Source organism: Bradyrhizobium sp. CCGUVB4N, from assembly GCF_024199945.1.
Classification (GTDB): domain Bacteria; phylum Pseudomonadota; class Alphaproteobacteria; order Rhizobiales; family Xanthobacteraceae; genus Bradyrhizobium.
In genome coordinates this window covers 486,955-507,768 of sequence record NZ_JANADP010000001.1, presented here as the reverse complement: position 1 = coordinate 507,768, position 20,814 = coordinate 486,955, and the positions used below count along the sequence as shown (strand labels likewise).

Annotated in this window: 19 protein-coding genes; 6 read left to right on the top strand and 13 right to left on the bottom strand. The window is 64.4% G+C overall.

Features of this window, described 5'->3' with window-relative positions:
• Positions 1-39 precede the first annotated feature (39 nt).
• From NLM31_RS02425 to NLM31_RS02400, 6 genes are all read right to left on the bottom strand, one after another.
• Positions 40-1,131: an SMP-30/gluconolactonase/LRE family protein gene (locus tag NLM31_RS02425; protein WP_254191345.1), complete on the bottom strand. Its 1,092-nt coding sequence runs from the start codon at positions 1,129-1,131 to the stop codon at positions 40-42.
• A gap of 77 nt (positions 1,132-1,208) precedes the next feature.
• On the bottom strand, positions 1,209-1,928 hold the full coding sequence (locus NLM31_RS02420; RefSeq protein WP_254191344.1) for a ribonuclease activity regulator RraA: 720 nt from the start codon (positions 1,926-1,928) through the stop codon (positions 1,209-1,211).
• A gap of 10 nt (positions 1,929-1,938) precedes the next feature.
• Positions 1,939-3,675 carry an L-arabinonate dehydratase gene (gene araD, locus NLM31_RS02415; RefSeq protein ID WP_254191343.1) on the bottom strand — a complete coding sequence of 579 codons (1,737 nt, stop codon included), beginning with the start codon at positions 3,673-3,675 and terminating at the stop codon, positions 1,939-1,941.
• A complete protein-coding gene (locus tag NLM31_RS02410) occupies positions 3,672-4,535 on the bottom strand; it encodes an ABC transporter permease (protein WP_254127729.1) in 864 nt (287 codons plus the stop codon). Before NLM31_RS02410 ends, araD begins: the two co-directional genes overlap by 4 nt.
• 12 nt (positions 4,536-4,547) lie before the next feature.
• The gene (locus tag NLM31_RS02405) at positions 4,548-5,309 is read right to left on the bottom strand and encodes an ABC transporter ATP-binding protein (RefSeq protein ID WP_254191342.1); all 762 of its coding nucleotides are present in this window, start codon (positions 5,307-5,309) and stop codon (positions 4,548-4,550) included.
• Positions 5,309-6,328, bottom strand: coding sequence for an ABC transporter substrate-binding protein (locus NLM31_RS02400; protein ID WP_254191341.1), 1,020 nt, complete (start codon positions 6,326-6,328; stop codon positions 5,309-5,311). Before NLM31_RS02400 ends, NLM31_RS02405 begins: the two co-directional genes overlap by 1 nt.
• A gap of 95 nt (positions 6,329-6,423) precedes the next feature.
• On the opposite strand from NLM31_RS02400, the gene NLM31_RS02395 reads away from it, so the two are divergent.
• The 3 genes from NLM31_RS02395 (at position 6,424) to NLM31_RS02385 (ending at position 11,304) form a co-directional block, all read left to right on the top strand.
• Complete coding sequence (locus NLM31_RS02395; protein WP_254191340.1) at positions 6,424-7,128, top strand: GntR family transcriptional regulator; 705 nt, start codon at positions 6,424-6,426, stop codon at positions 7,126-7,128.
• Positions 7,129-7,316: 188 nt separating this feature from the next.
• Positions 7,317-7,742: a response regulator gene (locus NLM31_RS02390; protein WP_254191339.1), complete on the top strand. Its 426-nt coding sequence runs from the start codon at positions 7,317-7,319 to the stop codon at positions 7,740-7,742.
• A gap of 61 nt (positions 7,743-7,803) precedes the next feature.
• Entirely contained in the window at positions 7,804-11,304 is a 3,501-nt protein-coding gene (locus tag NLM31_RS02385; RefSeq protein ID WP_254191338.1) for a PAS domain S-box protein, read from the top strand.
• A 157-nt stretch (positions 11,305-11,461) separates the two neighbouring features.
• Here the strand turns inward: NLM31_RS02385 and NLM31_RS02380 are convergent, their stop codons facing one another.
• Positions 11,462-12,097 carry a response regulator transcription factor gene (locus tag NLM31_RS02380; RefSeq protein WP_254127723.1) on the bottom strand — a complete coding sequence of 212 codons (636 nt, stop codon included), beginning with the start codon at positions 12,095-12,097 and terminating at the stop codon, positions 11,462-11,464.
• 163 nt (positions 12,098-12,260) lie between these two features.
• Here NLM31_RS02380 and NLM31_RS02375 point away from each other — a divergent pair, with 163 nt between their 5' ends.
• Positions 12,261-12,551, top strand: a complete 291-nt coding sequence (locus NLM31_RS02375) for a hypothetical protein (RefSeq protein ID WP_254127722.1) — start codon at positions 12,261-12,263, stop codon at positions 12,549-12,551.
• A gap of 54 nt (positions 12,552-12,605) precedes the next feature.
• Here NLM31_RS02375 and NLM31_RS02370 read toward each other — a convergent pair whose 3' ends face one another.
• The 6 genes from NLM31_RS02370 to NLM31_RS02345 all read right to left on the bottom strand — a co-directional run bounded on the left by NLM31_RS02370 (position 12,606) and on the right by NLM31_RS02345 (position 18,170).
• Entirely contained in the window at positions 12,606-13,109 is a 504-nt protein-coding gene (locus tag NLM31_RS02370) for a response regulator (protein ID WP_254127721.1), read from the bottom strand.
• 142 nt (positions 13,110-13,251) lie between these two features.
• Positions 13,252-13,566, bottom strand: a complete 315-nt coding sequence (locus NLM31_RS02365) for a PilZ domain-containing protein (RefSeq protein WP_254127720.1) — start codon at positions 13,564-13,566, stop codon at positions 13,252-13,254.
• Positions 13,567-13,568: 2 nt separating this feature from the next.
• Complete coding sequence (locus NLM31_RS02360) at positions 13,569-14,441, bottom strand: protein-glutamate O-methyltransferase CheR (RefSeq protein ID WP_254127719.1); 873 nt, start codon at positions 14,439-14,441, stop codon at positions 13,569-13,571.
• A gap of 34 nt (positions 14,442-14,475) precedes the next feature.
• Complete coding sequence (locus NLM31_RS02355; protein ID WP_188106496.1) at positions 14,476-14,865, bottom strand: PleD family two-component system response regulator; 390 nt, start codon at positions 14,863-14,865, stop codon at positions 14,476-14,478.
• Between the two features lie 35 nt (positions 14,866-14,900).
• Positions 14,901-15,374: a chemotaxis protein CheW gene (locus tag NLM31_RS02350; protein ID WP_254191337.1), complete on the bottom strand. Its 474-nt coding sequence runs from the start codon at positions 15,372-15,374 to the stop codon at positions 14,901-14,903.
• 24 nt (positions 15,375-15,398) lie between these two features.
• Complete coding sequence (locus NLM31_RS02345; RefSeq protein ID WP_254191336.1) at positions 15,399-18,170, bottom strand: hybrid sensor histidine kinase/response regulator; 2,772 nt, start codon at positions 18,168-18,170, stop codon at positions 15,399-15,401.
• 930 nt (positions 18,171-19,100) lie between these two features.
• Here NLM31_RS02345 and NLM31_RS02340 point away from each other — a divergent pair.
• Positions 19,101-19,811, top strand: coding sequence for a Crp/Fnr family transcriptional regulator (locus NLM31_RS02340; RefSeq protein ID WP_254191335.1), 711 nt, complete (start codon positions 19,101-19,103; stop codon positions 19,809-19,811).
• A gap of 196 nt (positions 19,812-20,007) precedes the next feature.
• The gene (locus tag NLM31_RS02335; RefSeq protein ID WP_254191334.1) at positions 20,008-20,703 is read left to right on the top strand and encodes a Crp/Fnr family transcriptional regulator; all 696 of its coding nucleotides are present in this window, start codon (positions 20,008-20,010) and stop codon (positions 20,701-20,703) included.
• Positions 20,704-20,814 lie beyond the last annotated feature (111 nt).

Here is a 20,814-nt window from a genome sequence, read left to right as displayed (position 1 = left end):
GTGGAGTTTGTGGGGCGAGTTACCGCCCCACAGCCGTCCTCACACCGCGCCCTGCGCCTCCACATAGAGCGCGTAGATCGAGTGGCAGCTCGCCATGTAAAGGCGGTTGTTCTTGGGACCACCGAAGCAGAGATTTTCGCAGCGTTCGGGCAGCTTGATGAAGGCGAGCGGCTTGCCTTCGGGGTTGAACACCATGACGCCGTCGAGGTCTTCCGACTTGCCCTTGAGCTGATAGACCTTGCGGCCGCCGACGTCGCTCGGCTCGGACTGCAAGGCGCCGTTCGAGCCCCAGCCGCACCAGAGATTGCCGTCGCGGTCGACGCGGAAGCCGTCGAGCGAGCCTTGATCCGCGGCATCGATCAGCTTGGTCTTGCCGCTCAGCGAGCCATCGTCGCCGACATTGTAGCTCCAGATGCTGCGATTGGGCGTGCCCTTCCACTCGACGACATAGAGCTTCTTCTCGTCCGGCGAGAAGGCGATGCCGTTGGGATTGACGAGATCAGTGAGCACGGCGGTGAGCTTGCCGTCCTTGGCGATGCGATAGACATTGGTGGTGGCCTGCTCCGGCTTCTCCTTCTTGCCCTCCCACTCGCCGCCGATGCCGAAGGTGGGATCGGTGAACCAGATGCTGTCGTCGGACTTCACCACGATGTCGTTCGGCGCGTTCAGCCGCTTGCCGTCGAACTTGTCGGCAAGCACGGTGATCTTGCCGTCCTTCTCGGTGCGGGTGATGCGGCGCGTGACGGAGTGCTCGCAGGTGACGAGGCGACCCTGACGGTCGCGCGCATTGCCGTTGGCGTAATTGGCGTTGGCGCGGAACACGCTGGTCTGGCCGGTCTTCTCGTCGAACTTCATGATCCGGTTGTTGGGAATGTCGGAGAACAGCAGATAGCCGCCTTCCGGAAAATAGACCGGACCTTCGGCCCAGCGCAGGCCGGTCGCAACCTGCTCCAGCGTCGAGGAATAGAGGCGGTATTTTGTAAAACTCGGATCGAGGATCTGGACGGCCGGGTCCGGATAGCGCTGGGCCGGCGTGAACGGAAACGACTGGGCGCCGGCCGCGCGGGCCAGCAGCATCGAAGCCGCCGCGCTCCCTGCGCCGGACAAGAGACTGCGTCGCGTGAAATTCATAAAAGTCCTCCCTGCTTGTAAAAGGCCGGCACTTGATGTGGCCGGCCTGTTTCTTGAAGTGGTCGTGATGCGTGGCCTTAGCGGCCGTTCTTCTTCCGCCATTCGGCGAAGTCGATCAGCGTCTGCGGATCGGTGGCGGGATAGAGACCGAAAATGCCGCGGCCTTTGCCGACTTCCTCGGTGACGAAATCCTCGAACGCGGTCATCTCGAACGTTTCGTTGGCGATCTCATCGGCAAGATGCGCGGGGATGACGATGACGCCGTCGGCATCACCGAGGATGACGTCACCGGGAAACACCGGCGCATCGCCGCAACCGATGGGGACGTTGATCTCGATCGCCTGGTGCAGCGTGAGGTTCGTCGGCGCCGAGGGGCGGTGATGATAGGCGGGGATGCCGAGCTTGGCGATCTCCGCGGAGTCGCGAAAGCCGCCGTCGGTGACGACGCCGGCGACGCCGCGCTTCATCAACCGCGTCACCAGGATCGCGCCGGCCGAAGCCGCGCGCGCGTCCTTGCGGCTGTCCATCACCAGCACCGCGCCCGGCGGGCAATCCTCGACCGCCTTGCGCTGCGGATGGGAGTGATCCCTAAAGACGTCGATGGTGTTGAGATCCTCGCGCGCCGGCATGTAACGCAGCGTGAAGGCCTCGCCGACCATGGTCGGCTGGTCGGCCCCGAGCGGATGCACATCCTGGATCATCTGGATGCGCAGGCCGCGCTTGAACAGCGCGGTGGCGACGGTCGCGGTGGAGACGGATTTGAGCTTGTTGCGGGTGGCTTCGCTGAGTTTGGACATATTGTTCTCTCTAGTAAATCGACGGCTCGCCGATCGGCGCGCCGAAATCGGTCTCGAGGAAGTCGAAGTCGCAGCCGTCATTGGCCTGCTTGATGTGTTTTGTGAACATCCAGCCGTAGCCGCGCTCGAAGCGGCGCTCGGGCTGCTTCCAGGCGGCGCGGCGCTTGTCGAGCTCGGCCTCTGATACATCGAGATTGATGGTGCGCGCGGCGACGTCGAGCGTGATGCGATCGCCGTTCTGCACCAGCGCCAGCGGGCCGCCGATGTAGGACTCCGGCGAGACGTGCAGGATGCAGGCGCCGTAGCTGGTTCCGCTCATGCGCGCATCCGAGATGCGCACCATGTCGCGCACGCCCTGCTTCACGAGTTTTGTCGGGATCGGCAGCATGCCCCATTCCGGCATGCCCGGCCCGCCCTGCGGCCCCGCATTGCGCAGAATGAGAATGTGATCCTCGGTGACGTCCAGATTGGGATCGTCGACCGCCTTCTTCATCGACGGATAATCGTCGAACACCAGCGCGGGACCGGTGTGCTTGAGGAAACGCGGCGCGCAGGCGGACGGCTTGATGACGCAGCCATCGGGGGCCAGATTGCCCTTGAGCACGGCGAGCGCGCCTTCCTTGTAGATGGGATTGTCGATGCCGCGAATGACATCGGCATTGTGCACCTCGGCGCCGTCGATGTTCTCACCGAGAGTCTTGCCGCTCACCGTGATGCAGTCGAGATGCAGATGGTCCTTGATCTGGCCCATCAAGGCCGGCAGGCCACCGGCATAAAAGAAGTCTTCCATGAGGTAGGCATCGCCGCTCGGACGAACATTGGCGATAACAGGGACCTTGCGGCTCGCGATCTCGAAATCGTCTAGCCCGATGTCCTGGCCGGCACGGCGGGCCTGCGCGATCAGATGGATGATCGCATTGGTCGAGCAACCCATCGCCATCGCGACCGCAATGGCATTCTCGAAGGCTTTTCGGGTCTGGATCGTCTTCGGCGTCAGGTCCTCCCACACCATCTCGACTATGCGGCGACCGCATTCGGAGGCCATGCGGATGTGGTTGGCATCCGCCGCGGGAATCGAGGAGGCACCCGGCAGCGTCATGCCGATCGCTTCCGCGATCGCGGTCATGGTCGAGGCCGTGCCCATGGTCATGCAGGTGCCGTAGCTGCGGGCGATGCCGGCTTCGATGTCGAGCCAGTCCTTGTCGGAGATCTTTCCGGCGCGCCGCTCGTCCCAATATTTCCAGCCGTCGGAGCCGGACCCGAGCGTCTTGCCCTTCCAGTTGCCGCGCAGCATCGGACCCGCCGGCAGATAGATCGCCGGAATGTTCATCGAGGTCGCCCCCAACAGCAGCGCCGGCGTGGTCTTGTCGCAGCCGCCCATCAGCACCACGCCGTCAACCGGGTGGCTGCGCAGCAGCTCCTCGGCTTCCATCGCCAGGAGATTGCGATAAAGCATGGTGGTCGGCTTCAACAGCGATTCCGACAGCGACAGCGCCGGCAATTCCACCGGCAGGCCCCCGGCCATCAGGATGCCGCGCTTGACGTCGTCGACGCGCGACTTGAAGTGCATGTGGCAGGGCTGCGCTTCCGACCAGGTGTTGATGATCGCGATGCACGGCCGGTCCTTCCACTCCTCCGGGGCGTAGCCCATCTGCATGGCGCGGGAGCGGTGGCCGAACGAGCGGAGATCGTCGGGTGCGAACCAGCGGGCGCTGCGGAGCTGGTCGGGTGTTTTCTTCTTGGTCATGATTGGGTGCCCCATTTTTGCACGGTGTTCCGCTCGATGGCGCGGAAGATCAGGTTCTCGACAAAGAGCCCGATGATAATCACCGTCAAGAGGCCTGCGAAGACCGCAGGTATGTCGAGGAGGTTGCGGTTCTCAAAGATGAACCAGCCGAGCCCGCCTTGCCCGGAGGACACACCGAACACCAGCTCGGCCGCGATCAGCGTGCGCCAGGCGAAGGCCCAGCCGATCTTGAGGCCGGTCAGGATCGAGCCGAAGGCCGCCGGGATCAGGATCCTGGCCACATAGGGCAGCCCGCGCAGGCCGTAATTGCGGCCGACCATGCGTAGCGTGTTGGACACGCTCTTGAAGCCGGAATGGGTGTTGAGTGCAACCGGCCACAGCACCGAATGGATCAGCACGAAAACGAGACTGCCATTGCCGAGCCCGAACCAGATCAGCGCCAGCGGCAGCAGCGCGATCGCGGGCAACGGGTTGAACATCGCCGTCACCGTTTCCAGGAAGTCGGTGCCGATGCGCGTGGAGATCGCGAGCACCGTGAAAACAGCGGCCAGCACGATGCCGGCCGAATAGCCCATGAACAGGACCTTCAGCGAGGTCCAGGCCCGCATCGGGATGGTGCCGTCCTTCACGCGATCGAACAGCGTCATGATCGTGTCGTGCAGCGTCGGAAACAGCAGGGGATTGTCGAGATAAACGCCGTAGGCCTCCCAGACCGCGCCGAGGAACAGGATGATGACGGTCTTGCGGACAAAGCCGTCGTTCCACAGCAACTCGGCTACGCTCAGCTTGCGCTCGACCTCACCCGCACCGCTGACAGCAGCGACCGGGGCATCACGCAGCAAGATTCTCGCTTCGCCCATGAGCGGCTCCCCCTAATGCGCCGTGGCTTCGCCGGCGAACAGGAGATCATGGATCTCCTTCTCCAGCCGGCCGGCGCTGCCGTCGTCATTGCCGACCTTGTCGACGTCCACCACCTCGGCCTTGACGCGGCCGGGATGCGGCGACAGCAGCAGGATGCGGTTGCCGATGCGGATGGCTTCCGCGATCGAATGCGTCACGAACAGCACGGTGAATTTGGTTTCGCTCCAGAGCTGGAGCAGCTCGTCCTGGCAGGTCCGGCGCGTCAGCGCGTCGAGTGCCGCGAATGGCTCGTCCATCAGCAGGATGTCCGGCTCCATCGCCATGCCGCGCGCGATCGCGACGCGCTGCTTCATGCCGCCGGAGAGCGTGTGCGGATAGGCATCGACGACGCGGGTGAGGCCGACCTTCTCGATATAGGCCCGCGCGCGGGCTTCAGCGTCCTTGCGCGACAGCTTTCGCGCGGTCAGCAGCGGAAACATGACGTTGGCGAGCACGCTCTTCCAGGGCAGCAGCTGGTCGAATTCCTGGAAGATCATCATGCGGTCGGCGCCGGGACCGCGGATCTCGCGATCGCCGATCGTCATGCGGCCTTCGCTCGGTGACATGTAGCCGCCGACCGCCTTGAGCAGGGTCGACTTGCCGCAGCCGGACGGTCCGAGCAGCACGAAGCGGTCGGACTTGTCGACGGTGAAGCTCACCCTCTCCGTGGCGGTGACGACGGAGCTCGAGGTCTTGTAGCGCAGCGTCACCCCACTGACGTCGAGCAGTGCCATCAGTTGCCCTTCAGGTCGTGCGCGACGGGGAGATAATAGTCGGTCCAGGCCTTGGGCTGGGTCTTCAGAGTGCCGGTCTTGTAGAGATGGGCGGCGAACTTCATCGTGCCCTGCGGCTCGAGATTCCATTCCATCATGCCGGGCTCTTTCAGGAGATCGAGCAGCTCCTCGACCGAGGTCTTGTCGCCGGTGATTTCCTTGTAGATCTCGACGGCCTGCCTGGTGTCGCTGCGGATCAGGTCCTGCGCTTCCTTGGTCGCATCGCGCACGGCCTGGATGATTTTTGGATTGGCATCGGCGAATTTGGTCGTGGTGAAGAACTGCGCCTGGCTGAGCGGGCCGCCCATCACGTCAGGCGAATTCAGCACGACATGCGCGCCCGGCACGTTCTTCAGCTCCAGGAAGGTGAAGGGCGGGATCGAGAAGTGCGTATGCACCTCGTGCTTGGGGTTCGACAGCGCAGCATAGGCGTCGGGATGACCGAGCTGCACCGTGTTGGCATCGAGCTTCGACCATTGGTCGGCGCCGAAGGCCTCTGCCGCCGCGATCTGCAGCACGATGGCCTGCGTCGACACCTTGACGGTCGGCACCGCGATCTTGTCGCTTGGGCCGAAATCCTTGATCGACTTGATGTTGGCGTCGCGGCTGATCAGTGTCATCGGCTGCGCCGATGTCGCGACGATGCCCTTGACGCCGCCGCGGGTGCGATCCCACAGCAACAGGAGATTGCCGGTGCCGGTGTTGAGGATATCGACACCGCCGGCGAGCAGCGCATCGGTCTGCGCGCCGCCGCCCGAGAAGGTGACCCATTTGGTGGTGACGCCGGGCACGCCAAGCAAGCCTGCGTGCTTCTCGATCAGCTTCTGCTTCTCCATGATGTGGCTCGGCATGTAGAAAATGCCGGGCTGCCGCGACAGGGAGATCTCGGATTTCTGCTGTGCCTGCGCGGGCGAAGCCGACAGGACTGCCGCGGCGATCAGGGCGAGGGCTGCGCAGCCAAACTGGAATTGCTTGATCATTGTTGTTCGTTTCCTCCGGTCGGCATTGACGCGCGGCCGAGCTGATGCACTAATGCATTAGTGCATCAAAGGCAAGTCCGCCGGAGCAGCCCGCCATGGAATCAGCTCATCAAGCCCCGCGCGGGGCCGCCCGGCTCGACCGAGCCCGGCAGGCCGCGCCGCAGGTGTTCGAGCGGCTGCGCAATGCAATCATTGCGCTCGAATTGCCGCCGGGCGCGCCGCTGTCGCGGGCTGAGCTGGCCGGGCAATTCGGCGTCAGCTCGACGCCGGTGCGCGACGCGTTGATGCGGCTCGAGGAAGAGGGCCTGGTCGACGTGTTTCCGCAGCACGCGACCGTGGTCAGCCAGATCGACGTCGACCGCGCGCAACAGGCGCATTTCCTGCGCCAGGCGCTGGAGCTGGAGATCGTCCGGCTCCTCGCGGAGCAGCCTGATCCGACGCTGATCATCCGCCTGGATCACGCCATTACGCTGCAACAGCAATTCACCAAGGCCGGCGACTTCCAGGCCTTCATGATCGCCGACAATGATTTCCACGCCCAGCTCTACGCCGCCGCCGGCAAGCAGGATCTCTGGATGCTGGTGCGAAGCCGCAGCGGACATATCGACCGGCTGCGCCGGCTGCACCTGCCCTCGCCCGGCAAGGCCCAGAACATCGTGCGCCACCACAAGCTGATCACGCGCGCGATCGAGGCGAAAGATGCCGATGCTGCGCAGCAACATCTGCGGAAACATCTCTCAGGCACGCTGAGCGAGCTGGATCGGATCCGCGAGCGCTATCCGGAATATCTCTCCGACTAGGCGCTGTCGCCGTGGTCATCTGCACGTAAACATGCATATGATCCGTACCCAATTAATGGCCGGGTGACCACACTTCGCAACAGCCGCGAAGTGCTTGCAGGCCAGGCACGATCCGCGCAACAATTTCGCATTTGATGCTTTGATTTGGGTCGCAGGGAACCTCCCTGCCCGACCCGGAGGTTTTTGACGTGGCCAACATCCTGATCGTGGATGACGACCCGGCCGTTCAATTGACGATCCGGCTGCTCCTGGAGCGGGCCGGTCACCAGGTGACGGTCGCCGGCGACGGCCACAAGGGGCTCGCCCTGTTCGAGGGCAGCCAGTTCGACCTGCTGTTCCTCGACATCTTCATGCCCGGTATGGACGGGCTGGAAACGATGCGCCACGTCCGGGCGCTGCAGCCGAAGATCCCCATCATCGTCATTTCCGGCCGCTCGATCACGCCGGACGCCTACGCCGAGCCGGACTTCCTGAAGATGGCGACCAAGCTCGGCGCCGTCGCCAGCCTGCAGAAGCCGTTCCGGTCGGACGCGCTGCTGGCCGCGGTCGACCGTTGCCTGATATCGGCACCATCATCCCTGCCGCAACGCGATGCCGGCGCCGGCAGCCGATGACGGGGCCATCGATGTCGCATCAAACATTCGGGTCCATTCTTGACGCCGGGCGACGACCGACATGACGCTCGCAACCCGGCTGGCCATCGCGATGATTCTGCTGGTCGCGGTTGCGGTCTCCGCGGTCGGGTGGCTGAGCCATTACAGCCTGGAACGGGCGTTCCTGCCGCGCGTGATCGACCGCATCGAGACCCAGTCGGGGCTACTCGCCTCACAGCTCGAGGCCCAGACCAACGGTGCGCATGCCGATATCGTGACGTTCCGCGCCAATGCAGCCGTGCGCGGCGTGATCGATGCGCATTTCAACAACGGCATCGATCCGGTTGATCATCTGACCGAAAAGACCTGGCGCGATCGGCTGCTGACGCGCCTTGTCGCCGACGTCGAAGCCAACCCGACCTACGCAAAATTTCGCGTCATCAGCGCCGACGGCACCGAATATCTGCGCGTCGACCGCTCGGGATCGAACGGAACGGTCCGCATCGTTCCCGACGAAGCGCTGCAAACCAAGGACGATCGCTCCTTCTTCCAGGACGCGATCAAGCTCGCCGAAGACCAGATCTATGTCTCTCCGGTCGATCTGAACGTCGACAACGGCACGATTCAGCTGCCTTACGTCCCGACATTGCGCGTCGCCGCGCCGCTGTACGGATCCGATCACCGGCTGTTCGGCATCGTCGTCATCAATGTCGACATGCGCCAGGTGCTCGACCGCATCAGGATCACCGGCCGGCGGGGTGAACAGGTTTACGTCGTCGGGCGCAACGGCGACTACATCGTGCACCCGGACCGGACCCGCGAGTTCGGCTCGCAACTGGGCACACCGACGCGCTGGCAGGACGACTTCCCCTATTTCGCCGGCGTCACCGGATCGACGCAAGGGGAAACCCATGTCGTGCCCGAAAGCGACGGCAAGCCGAGCGGCACCGCGATTGCGCCGGCGATCCTGGCCGAGGGCCAATGGGTCGGCATCATCCGCGTGGTCCCCTATGCCGTGTTCATGGCGCCCGCCGTCATCATCGAGCAGACGAGCCTGATGATCGGCATCATCGCGGTGCTGGTCGCGGCCGCGCTCGCCCTGCTGCTGGCGCGATCGCTGACCCGGCCGATCGGACGGCTCACCAAGGCCGTCGAGGCGATCGGGCGCGGCAAGCCGGCGACGATTCCGATCGACGCCGGCGGCGAGACCGGCATGCTGGCGCGGGCCTTCGCCCACATGGTCGAGGAGACCAAGGCCAAGACCTCGGCGCTGGAGCACGAGATCGAGGAGCGGCGGCGCACTGAAGCGGCCCGCGACCAGCTCGCCGTGCGCGAGCGCCTGTTCAGCGCGGCGGTCGAATCCTCCGACGATTCGATCGTGATGCAGACGCTCAACGGCACCATCATCGGGTGGAACGCGGCGGCCGAACGCCTCTACGGCTATTCGGCCGAGGAAGCCGTTGGGCAATCGACGTCGATCATCCTTCCAACCGACCGTAACGATGAGCGCAGCGATTATCTCGCGCGGATCGCGCGGGGTGAACGGATCGACCATTTCGAAACCGTCCGGATCCGCAGGGACGGCACTCCGGTCGAGATTTCGGTGAGCCTGTCGCCGATCCGGGGCACCGCGGGCGAGATCATCGGCGCGTCCGGCGCGGCACGCGTTCTGACCGATGCGCGGCGGACTGAACGCGCGCTGCGGCAGCAGATCGAGGAGCGGCGGCAACTGTTCGACGCTTCCGAGGATCTGATCATGATCATGAACTCGCGCGGCCATCTCGTTCAGATCAGCCCCAGCAGCGAGGCCGTGCTCGGCTACAAGCCCGAGGAGATGATCGGCCGCAGCGGCGCCGATTTCATCCACCCCGCCCATCTCGATCAATCCCGCGAGGAGATGCGCGCGCTCCGGCGCGGCGAACATCCGAAGCTCGCCGACACGCGCTGCATTCACAAGGACGGGCACGAGGTCTGGCTGTCCTGGCTCGGCAACTGGTCCGACCAGGCCAAGCGCTTCTTCTTCGTCGGGCGCGACATGACCGAGGCGAGGCGCGCCGCCGAATCCCTGCGCGACAGCGAGCAGCTTGCGCGCAACATCGTCGAGACCGCGCTCGACGCCTTCGTCCAGACCGACGATCGCAGCACCATCCTGAACTGGAGCTCGCGGGCCGAGGAGCTGTTTGGCTGGCGGCGCGACGAGGCGCTGGGCAGGAATGCGGTCGACCTGATCGTCGCCGAGAGCGAGCGCGACAGGGTCAAGGACGGCCTCGCCCGCTTCCTCGAGTCGGCCGACGGCCAGACCCTCAACCGCCGCCGCGAGCTCATGGTCCGCCGCCGCGACGGCAAGGAGTTCAAGGCGGAGCTCAGCGTTACGGCGCTGCGGCGCCGCGAGGGCATCCTGTTCAACGTGTTCTACCGCGACCTCACCGACAAGATCGCCTCCGAGGAGCGCATCCGCCACGCCGAGAAGATGGAGGCGGTGGGCCAGCTCACCGGCGGCGTGGCGCATGATTTCAACAACATCCTCACCGTCATCACCGGGACGATCGAGATCCTCGCCGAGGCCGTGGCCAAGGATCCGGGGCTTGCCGCGATCACGAAGATGATCGACGAGGCCGCCGGCCGCGGCGCCGAGCTGACCCAGCATCTGCTCGCCTTCGCGCGCAAGCAGCCGCTGCAGCCGCGCGAGATCGACATCAATTCACTGATCATCGACACCGCAAAGCTGCTGCGGCCGACACTGGGTGAGCAGATCCAGATCGAATCCGTGTTCGAGGACGAGAGCTGCGTCGCGGTGGTCGACCCGAACCAGCTCACCACGGCGCTCCTCAACCTCGCGCTCAACGCCCGCGACGCCATGCCCGGCGGCGGCAAGCTGATCGTGGAGACGGGCGCCGCCTATCTCGACGAGGTCTATGCCAGCGTCAACGACGTCCGGCCGGGGCACTACGTGCTGATCGCGGTGAGCGACACCGGCACCGGCATTCCAGCCAACATGCTGGCGCGCGTGTTCGACCCCTTCTTCACCTCGAAGGGTCCGGGCAAGGGCACCGGGCTCGGGCTCTCCATGGTCTACGGCTTCATCAAGCAGTCCGCGGGCCACATCAAGATCTACAGCGAGGAAGGCCACGGCACCACGATCAAGATGTACCTGCCGCCGGGCAAGACGCCGACCGCCGTCGCCGATGGCGTGATGCCGGCCTCGATCGAGGGCGGACACGAGACCATCCTCGTGGTCGAGGACGACCGGCTGGTGCGCGACTACGTGCTGGCCCAGCTGCATTCGCTCGGCTACGTCACCCTGCAGGCCGCCAATGCCGCGGAGGCGCTCACCATCGTCGCGAGCGGCAAGCCGTTCGACCTGCTGTTCACCGATGTGATCATGCCCGGCAAGATGAACGGACGGCAGCTCGCCGACGAGGTGTTGAAGTCACGCCCCGACCTCAGGGTGGTCTACACCTCGGGCTATACCGAGAACGCGATCATCCACCACGGCCGGCTGGATTCAGGCGTGCTGCTGCTGGCAAAACCCTATCGCAAGTCCGACCTGGCGCGGATCATCCGCAAGGCGCTGCAGGGATGACGGTCTCGTGTCCCGGACGCGCTGCAGCGTGAAACGCTGCTGCGCAGAGCCGGGACCCAGAAACTTGCTACGATTATGAGGAGAGATGGGCCCCGGCTCGGCAGCGCATCACTGCGTGACGCGCTGCGTCCGGGGCACGAGAGAAAGAGCTTGCCGCTTACGACGCGCGCTGGGCCGCGGTCATCACGATGCGGATCAGGTCGGCGGCGTTGCGGGCGCCGAGCTTCTTCATGATGTTGGCGCGGTGATCCTCGATGGTGCGTGGGCTGATGCCGAGGGTGCGACCGGCTTCCTTGTTGGAGGCACCGGCAGCGAACTGCTCGAGCACCTCGCGCTCGCGGCGGGTCAGCGGCTCGCGCCCGGGGAAATGCAGCGAGCCGAATTTCGGCGACACACTCTCTGTCTGCCGGCGTGCATAAGCGCCGATCGCTTCGTCCAGCCGGCCGACGATCTCGCTGCCGCGGAACGGCTTCTCGATGAAGTCGAGCGCGCCGCTCTTGATCGCCCCCACCGCCATCGCGATGTCGCCCTGGCCGGAGATCATGAAGATCGGTGCGGGATAGTCTTCGCCGTGCAGCTCCTTGAGGATGTCGAGGCCCGACTTTCCGGGAATGTGCACGTCGAGCAGGACCGCAGCCGGCGTGCGGCTTCGCGCGACCGAGAGCAGTGCCGCGCCGTCCGCGAAGCAGATCACCTCATAACCCGCCGCCTTCAACACCATCGACAGGGTGTCGCGAACAGCCGGGTCGTCATCGACCACGAAGATCTCACCACGGGAGGTTTGTTCGACCATGTGCCATGTCCATTCGCCAAGCCACGTCGGCATTCAAGGACTCGCGTCCGCGCCTAACGCTATGGCTTTTGGCGCGGATTCGGCCCACCCGCATTTGTACGGGACATGAACTTAACGCACAAGTAGCGCCGAGGTGCCTTATTGCGGGGGACGGAGAATATCCATGCTAAATTACGCAGGCACACCCCCGCTCGCCGCGATGGCTGAAACCGACAGCCGTCAGTTGATCGCGGCCGAGCTTCGCTCCCTGATCGCGCGCATCGAGATCAGCGTGCGTCTGATCGACGCTGCGATGGAGCCTGAAGACGATAGCGCTATCTCGGGTTCCACCGAGATTGTCGTGCTCGACGACGTGACGCCCCGTTACGCAACGGTGGGCGCCGCCCTCAATGCCTGCCGGGCGGAGCTCGGCAACGCCCTGCAGAATCTGTCGGAATCCGGCAATCCCGCGTAGGCCGCAATCGGCGCGGCTGATTTGCCGCAGCCGATTGCATGGCAGTTCCGCGCCTCAGGCGCGGTGCCGCTCCACGATCGCGTCGGTGGCGACGCCACCCCAGGTGTGTATGGTCGGCAGCCCCATTGCCGTCTTGCCGAGATTGGCGAGGCTGATGCGCAGCGCCGCGAGGTCCAGCGGCTTCGGCAGGCTCTGAAGCTCGATCCCGACGGAGCGGGCGAAGCTGCGAGCGGCGCTGCGGCGCTTGCCGTCCATGCCGCTGATGACGATCACGGAGCCCGTGAACTTCGCCGCCGCCATCTCGCGCAGCACGTCGATGCCGTCGCCATCCTCCAGCACGAGATCGAGCGTCACGCAGTCGAAGCGCGCGGCGCGCAGCTTCTCGATGGCCTCCGCAACCGACGGCGCAACGGCGACTTCGTGGCCGGCCTGCTTGGCGGCGACCGTGATCAGGCTGCGCTGCGTGGCGTCGTCATCGACCACCAGGAGCTGAAGCGCGCGCCGCTCGGCGACGTCGGGCAGGTTTGAGGGGATGGGGGAGAGAGAGCTTCTTGGCATGGCCGGACCCTGAAATTGCGACCGTCAGTTGATACACGGCACGCGCTTAGGCGACGTAAAGCCGCCTCTGCCAATTCGTTCGGATGTTTTCAGAAAATGTGAAGCAACGCGTCGGCAAAGGGCGGCACATGGCGCGTGGCGATCACGCCACCGCATCATGGCTGGCCGCGCCGCGCTTCTTGCGGTTCTTGCCGCGCAGGAACTGGATGTCCATCTCGGCGCCGTTGACGCGCACCAGCTCGCAGCGGCGATAGGCAAGGCCGGTGGACGACAGCAGCAGGAAGAACTCCTTGAGGTTCAACCCCTGGATCGAGCCCTCCACCGTGAGGATGGCATCGGTGTCGGAAATCGCATTGAGGGTGCAGTCGCGTCGCCACGTGCCGTCGATGGCCATGATGCAGACATCATAACCTCGACTGAACGTGACGCGCTCTGCGCCCTTGCCTTCCTCGGCCATTCTTATCGTCCTGCCATCGCCGCCATGCGCGGCGCCCCGGCACCGACCGGCGCCGCTGCCGCACGCGGATCGTTCGGCCTGTAGAGGCCGCGGCGATCGGCAAGCGGCTTGAACGTATCGGTCAGTCCGACCACGGTTTCCGCAGCGCCGAGCACCAGGAAGCCGTCGGGCTCGATCTGGCGGGCCAGGCGGTTGAAGATGTTGATCTTGGTTTCCTGGTCGAAATAGATCAGCACGTTGCGGCAGAAGATGACGTCGAACGTGCCGAGGTTGGAGAAATCCTGCAGCAGATTGAGCTGCCGGTGCTGGATCATCGCGCGCAGCTCGGGATTGACCTGCCAGGTTTCGCCGGTCTGCTTGAAATATTTCATCAGCATCTGGATCGGCAGGCCGCGCTGCACTTCGAACTGGCTGTAGACGCCGGCCTTGGCCTTCTCGAGCACTTCCTGCGAGAGGTCGGTCGCAATGATCTCGACACGCCATCCGGTCAGTGCCGCGCTCATCTCCTTCAGGGTCATCGCCAGCGAATAAGGCTCCTGTCCGGTCGAGCCGGCGGCGCACCAGATCCGCACGCTGCGGCGGCCGGCACGGGCCTTGAGGACCTCAGGCATGATGGTGTCGCGGAAATGGTCGAACGGCACCTTGTCGCGGAAGAAGAAGGTTTCGTTCGTGGTCATGGCTTCGACCACGTTGGTCATCAGCGCGCTCGAGCCGCCCTGCAGCTTCTGCACGAGCTCGGGAATGCCGGAGAGCCCGGCCTTGCGCGCCAGCGGCAGCAGGCGGCTTTCGATCAGATATTGCTTGTCGGCGGACAGGTCGAGACCGGAGCGCTCTTTCAGCAACTTACGCAGATACTCGTAATCGGGCGCGTTCACAGGATACCTCTTGACGCTACGAACAGGTGTATTTTCAGGCAGCCGTCTCTTCTTCGCGCGCGACCAGCCCGACTTCCTGGAACTTCGCCAGCACGATTTCCTTGTCGAACGGCTTCATGATGTACTCGTTGGCGCCGCCGCCCATCGCCTTGGTGATGTGGTCGATGCCGTTCTCGGTGGTGCAGAACACGACCTTGGGCTCATCGCCGCCGGGCATGCGGCGCAGCGTTCCCAGGAACTGGAAGCCGTCCATGACAGGCATGTTCCAGTCGAGCAGGATGGCTTCCGGCATCGCCTTCTTGCAATGAACCAGCGCCTCGACACCGTCTTCCGCTTCAATGACTTGAAAGCCCAGCGCTTCGACGATGCGACGGGCGACCTTGCGAACGATGCTGGAATCGTCAACCACCAAACAGGTCTTCATCTTGGATCTCCGGCTAAAATGTCTTTTGTGAAAGTTCAGGCAGCCATTTGCACGTCGGTCTTGAGCTCGAGGACGCGATCGACATCGAGGACGACCATGAGCTGGCCGTCGAGACGGTGGACGCCGCCGGCGAGCTTGGCCATGCGGGGGTCGAGATTGACCGGGTTCTCTTCCATGCCGTTCTCGGACAGGCGCAGCACCTCGCCGATCTGGTCGATCAGGAGGCCATAGGATTCACCGCGCAGGTCGACGCCGACAGCCATTGGGGTCTTGCCGTCCTCGGGCTTGGGCAGGCCGAGGCGGGCGCGCATGTCGACCACGGTGACGATGCGGCCGCGCAGGTTCAGCACGCCCGCGATCTCGCGCGAGGACAAGGGAACGCGGGTGACGCGCTCGGGCATGAACACGTCCTGGACGCGGGAGATCGGCAGGCCGAACAGCTGGCCACCGATCATCGCGGTGACGTACTCGACCATGGCGCCTTCGCCGGACTGGGTCTTCTTGGTCATATCGATATCTCCTGATCCCTGTCGTTACGCCGCTGCCCGGTTCAGCTCGGAGGCGCCGGCGGCACCCGCGGTCTGTTCCTTCAGCGCCGCGATCAGACCGGGACGGTCGAACTTGGCGACATAGTCGTGGAAGCCGGCCTGACGGCCGCGCTCGATCGCGGCCGGCGACACCAGGGCGGAGAGGCCGATGATCGGCATCGCGCCCAGATTGCTGTCGGAGCGGATGGTCTCGGCAAACTCGAACCCGTTCATGTCGGGCATCTCGATGTCGGTCAGGACCACGTCGAAGGTCTGGGCACGGAGCGCGGCGAGGCCCTCCTGCGCGGTCGGCGCGGTGCGGACGCGGTAGCCGGCCGCTTTCAGCACCGGCGCCAGCATGTTGCGGAAGAATGCGGAGTCGTCGACCAGCAGCACCGACTGCGAGTGCATCGACGGCTTCATCTCCTTGCGGGTGAACCAGTCGGAGAACGCCATCGGCAGGAAGTGGCCGACGTCGATCACCTCGGTGGCCTGGCCCTTGATCACGGCCGAGCCGAGAATGCCGCTAGCCGAGCCGCCGACCTCGATGTTGAGCCGCTCTTCGACGATGTCGATGATCTCGTCGACGACGAGACCCATGGAGCGGCCGTCATCGGCGAACACCAGGATCGGCTGCGCGCCCTGGCTGGCGATGGTGACGCCGTCCATGGCCACCAGCGGCATCAGCTGCTCGCGGTACTGCACCATGTAGCGGCCGTTACTGAACTCGATCTTGTCGGCGGGGAGCTCTTCGAGGCGGGTGACGAGCCCGAGCGGGACCGCCTTGGGCTGGCTGGAGCCGGCGCGGAACACCAGCAGCGAGGTGGTCTGCTCGCCCGAGCCGATGTGGTGCGCGCCATTGTCGTCGGCCATGTCATGGGCCGAGGAGCCGGCGGCGCCGAGCGCCTTGGCAATGCCGTTGGGGTCGATGATCATGATCACAGCGCCATCGCCCAGGATGGTGTTGCCGGAGAACATGTCGATGTGACGCAGTTTTGTCGACATCGGCTTGACCACGATTTCTTCGGTGTGGAACACGCCATCGACGACGATGCCAAACGTCTGGCTGCCGACCTGCGTCACCACGATAAAGCCGTTCTCGGGATCGGAAGCCGCGCCGTCGTCGATCTTGAGCAGCTTCTTCAGATGGATCAGCGGCAAGAGCTTGTTGCGCAGGCGCAGGACCGCGGTGTCCTTGATGCGCTCGATGCGGTGCTCCGAGTTGGCGCGGGCACGCACCAGCTCGACCACCGAGAGCTGCGGGATCGCAAAGCGATCGCCGGCGGCTTCCACGATCAGCGCCGAGACGATGGCCAAAGTCAGCGGGATCTTGATGGTGACGGAGGAGCCTTCGCCTGCGACCGACTTGATGTCGATGGTGCCGCCGATCTGGTCGATATTGGTGCGGACCACGTCCATGCCGACGCCACGGCCGGAGACCGAGGTGATGGCGGCCGCGGTGGAGAAGCCGGGCGCGAAGATGAACTTGTGGATCTGGGCTTCCGACATCTTCTCCAGCTCAGCCTCGGTGACGAGACCTGAGGAGAGCGCCTTGGCCTTGATCTTCTCGGTGTTGAGGCCGCGGCCGTTGTCGGCGATGCAGATGATGATGTGGCCGCCCTCGTGATAGGCGGACAGACGAATGGTGCCCTGCTCGCCCTTGCCGGAGGCGAGGCGCTCGGCGGGGGTCTCCAGGCCATGATCGGCGGAGTTGCGCACCATGTGGGTGAGCGGATCCTTGATCAAATCGAGCACCTGGCGGTCGAGCTCGGTGTCGGCGCCGTGCATCTCCAGGTCGATCTGCTTGCCGAGTTCGGACGAGAGATCGCGGACGATGCGGGGCAGCTTCTGCCAGGCATTGCCGATCGGCTGCATGCGCGTCTTCATGACGCCCTCCTGCAGCTCGGCGGTGACGTTGGAGAGGCGCTGCAACGGCACCTTGAACTCGGTGTCCTCGTTGCGGCGGGAGATCTCCAGCAGCTGGTTGCGGGTCAGCACCAGCTCGGAGACCATGGTCATCAGGTGCTCCAGCGTATCCACGTTGACGCGGATCGACTGGTTGGCGACGCGGTCGCCTTCGGCGCCCGTCTCGTCGGCGGCCGACTTCTTGGCCGCTTTTTCCCTGGGCACCTTGGCGTCTTTGGCAACAGGTGCCGGAGCCTCGGCAACGGGTTCGGCCTTTGCAACAGGCGCGGGCGCTTCGATCGCGGTCTCGCGGAAGGCACGCTCGAGATCGTCGAGCGAGACTTCGCCGGGACGCAGCGGACGTTCCAGGGTCTGGTCGATCAGCGTGCCCGTGGTCATCTCCTTTGCGGGAGCGGGCGCAGCCGCAACGGGCGCCTCCGGCACCAGCGGCGGGGCTTCAGCGACAGGCGCAGCGGCGCCGGCGGCCATCGCGGCCATGCCCTGCTCGACCATCGCTTCCAGCTTGTCGATGAGATCGCGGTCGTTGCCCTCGGGCTCGGCTTCGGTTGCCTCGAGGCCTGCGAGGATCTCCTTGATGCGGTCGATCGAGGACAGGATCAGCGTCACGGCCTGTCCGGTCACCGGCATGCCGTCGCGGAATTTGCTCATCAGCGTCTCGCCGGCATGTGCCAGCGCTTCGAGCCGCGGCAGTCCGAGGAAGCCGCACGTACCCTTGATGGTATGGACCAGGCGGAAGATGTTATCGAGGATCTTGGCGTTGTTCGGCTCCTGCTCGAACTTCACCAGCTGATTGTCGACGGTGTCCAGGCTCTCGCTGGTCTCCGTCAGAAACTCCCGCAACAGATCATCCATGAGCTACGCCTTGACTGAGCTGGACCTCGACGCCTGCGCCGCGCTTGGAATCGGCGGAAGTCCGCTCTTAAATCGTTAGACAACCCATTTCACGGTCCCGTTAATTTCATCCTCCGTGCTAATACGGATATTGAAGCGAAGTTTGCCGTTCGACCGCGCGAGGCTGCGATTTTCAGCAAATCCCGCACGCGGCATCGGGCCTGAAACGCAACAAGTAAACGCGCCGATAACGGCGTCGCGACGTGCGCAAAAAAATCCCGGCGGAATCGGGAGATATGCACGGCTTGCGCGAATTGACTCAAATCACGCGCGATCGGAATCGCGCATGCGACCGTCTCTCGATGCCGTGCTGAAATCCGCAAGGACTGCGCTCGCGGTAAACGGACTCTTACCTCGTGCGCGTCACGGACAATAACGCGCTAACTCAGCCGCGCAGCAGCGGCGCGAGACTCGGCAAGACAGTCCTTGATGGCGTCCAGCAGCGCATCCGGCGTGAACGGCTTGCGCAGGCAGCACGCGGCGCCGGCCTTGTGCAGCACGCGAACGGGATCGACGCGAGATCCGCGGCCAGACCACGCGATGGCGCGAGGAAATTGCCGACGGCTGAAATGCATCGACGAAGGAGAAAGGTGGCGCAGACCGGCGGACGATCGACGGACGTGCGGATGCGACGTCTGCCGTCGATGGCCCGTTTTCGGCTCATGAACGCCCCCTTGCCACTCCTTCCCGGTTGATGACGCAAGACGGACTCGCCGGGTGCGTGCACGAATCAGCGCGCAGTTCTCATTTCGGCTGCAAATGCGACAAGCTGCCTGCCCCCCAACGGGTATATCGGCAGTGACACAACCAGTAAGATAGTTTATTTTGACACGCAACCAGGTGTCGAATGCGCGACCCAGACGTCTCATCGAACGCGCTGGATGATTCTGCATGATCGCGAGCGGACCACCGCCGAACCGATTGCTGCAAATGCTCGATGCTGCGGACATGGATCTGTTGCGCCCGCATCTCATCACGATTGAATTGGTCAGAGAGACTGTCTTGGGTGAAGCAGGCGCGGTGCTGCGACACGTCTACTTTCCGCACGATGGAACCGTTTCAATCACCGTGGGTCTCTCCGAAGGGCAGACGATCGAGGTGGCGATGCTCGGCCGCGACAGCGTCGTCGGCGGCGGTGCGGCACTCGCCGACGGGATCGCAGCGTCAGACGCCGTCGTGCTCTTTCCCGGGACCGCGTCCATGCTTGAAATTGCGGCCTTTCGAACCATCGCAGCGACCAGCGCGCCGTTCCGCAGCCTGATGATCCGGCATGAGCAGGCGCTGCTCGCGCGTGCACAGCAATCCCTGCTCTGCAATACGCTGCACCCGGTCGAGGCGCGACTGGCGCGCTGGTTGCTGCGGGCCCAGGATCTGTCCGACAGCGAAACGCTGCCGCTGACGCAGGAGACGCTGGCTCAGATGATGGGCGTCCGGCGCAATGCCATTTCACTGGTCGCTCACGCGCTGCAGCGCGCCGGCATCATTCGCTACAGCCGCGGCCAGATCGTGATCACCGATCAGCGGGCGCTGGAGGCGACCTCATGCGATTGCTATGCCGTGATGAAGGCCCACGACGTGCGTCTGCTGGCGAGGCCTCGATGATGTGAGCGCTACCATCTTCGGCTGCATGCCGGTGTGCACACCAAGCGGTATCAGCCGATTGGGGCACAGCTGTGAACAATGCACCAATTGCCAATATATCCCGTCGTGAACATGATGGAACTTACCGTGCAGGGGACGGCGGATTCGGTGGCGGGCGTTTCACCGGCGGATGAGACAGGAGGCAGATTTGGAGACGATGGTACGCCCGTCCAACGGTTTCCTGTCGGCACTGTCGGCAGACGATTATGAACTGATCCGTGCACATCTGCGCACGGTCGATCTGCCGCATGACGCCGTGCTGGTGGAAGCCGGCGAAACGCTCAAGCGCGCCTATTTCCCGCACCGTGGCGTGATCTCGCTGGTCGTGAAACTTGCCAAGGGCGAGCATGTGCAGGTGGCCATGATCGGCCGCGACAGCCTGCTCGGGACACTCTCGACCATGGGCGATGCCTGCGCGCTGAACACGGCGATCGTGCTGGTTCCGGGCGTCGGCTCGGTGATCGACCTCGACCGGCTGCGCATCGCGGCCGAACAGAGTCCCACCCTGCGGACGTTGCTGACGCGCCACGGTCTCGCTGTCTACGCGCAGGTGCAGCAGACTGCGGGCTGCAACGCGGCGCATCCGGTGGAGTCGCGGCTGTCGCGCTGCCTTCTGCACACCCATGATCTGTCCGGCGACTTCCGGTTGCTGCTGACCCAGGAGGCCATGGCGCAGATGATCGGGGCGCGGCGCAACAGCGTGTCGCTGGTCGCCAATACCTTGCAGCAGGCCAATTTCATCCACTACAGCCGCGGACACATCCAGATTCTCAATCTGGACGGGCTGCGCCAGACCGCGTGTGAATGCTACGCCACGGTCAAGGCCCAATACGACCGGCTGCTCGGGCCCTGACGGGCGCGGCACATGGTAAAGCAAGTGCTTAACCCCGCCTGCAAACACCGCATATCTCGTGACCAGAACCGAAATCGGAATGGCGTAGATCTCCCGGACGCGTCGCACCCG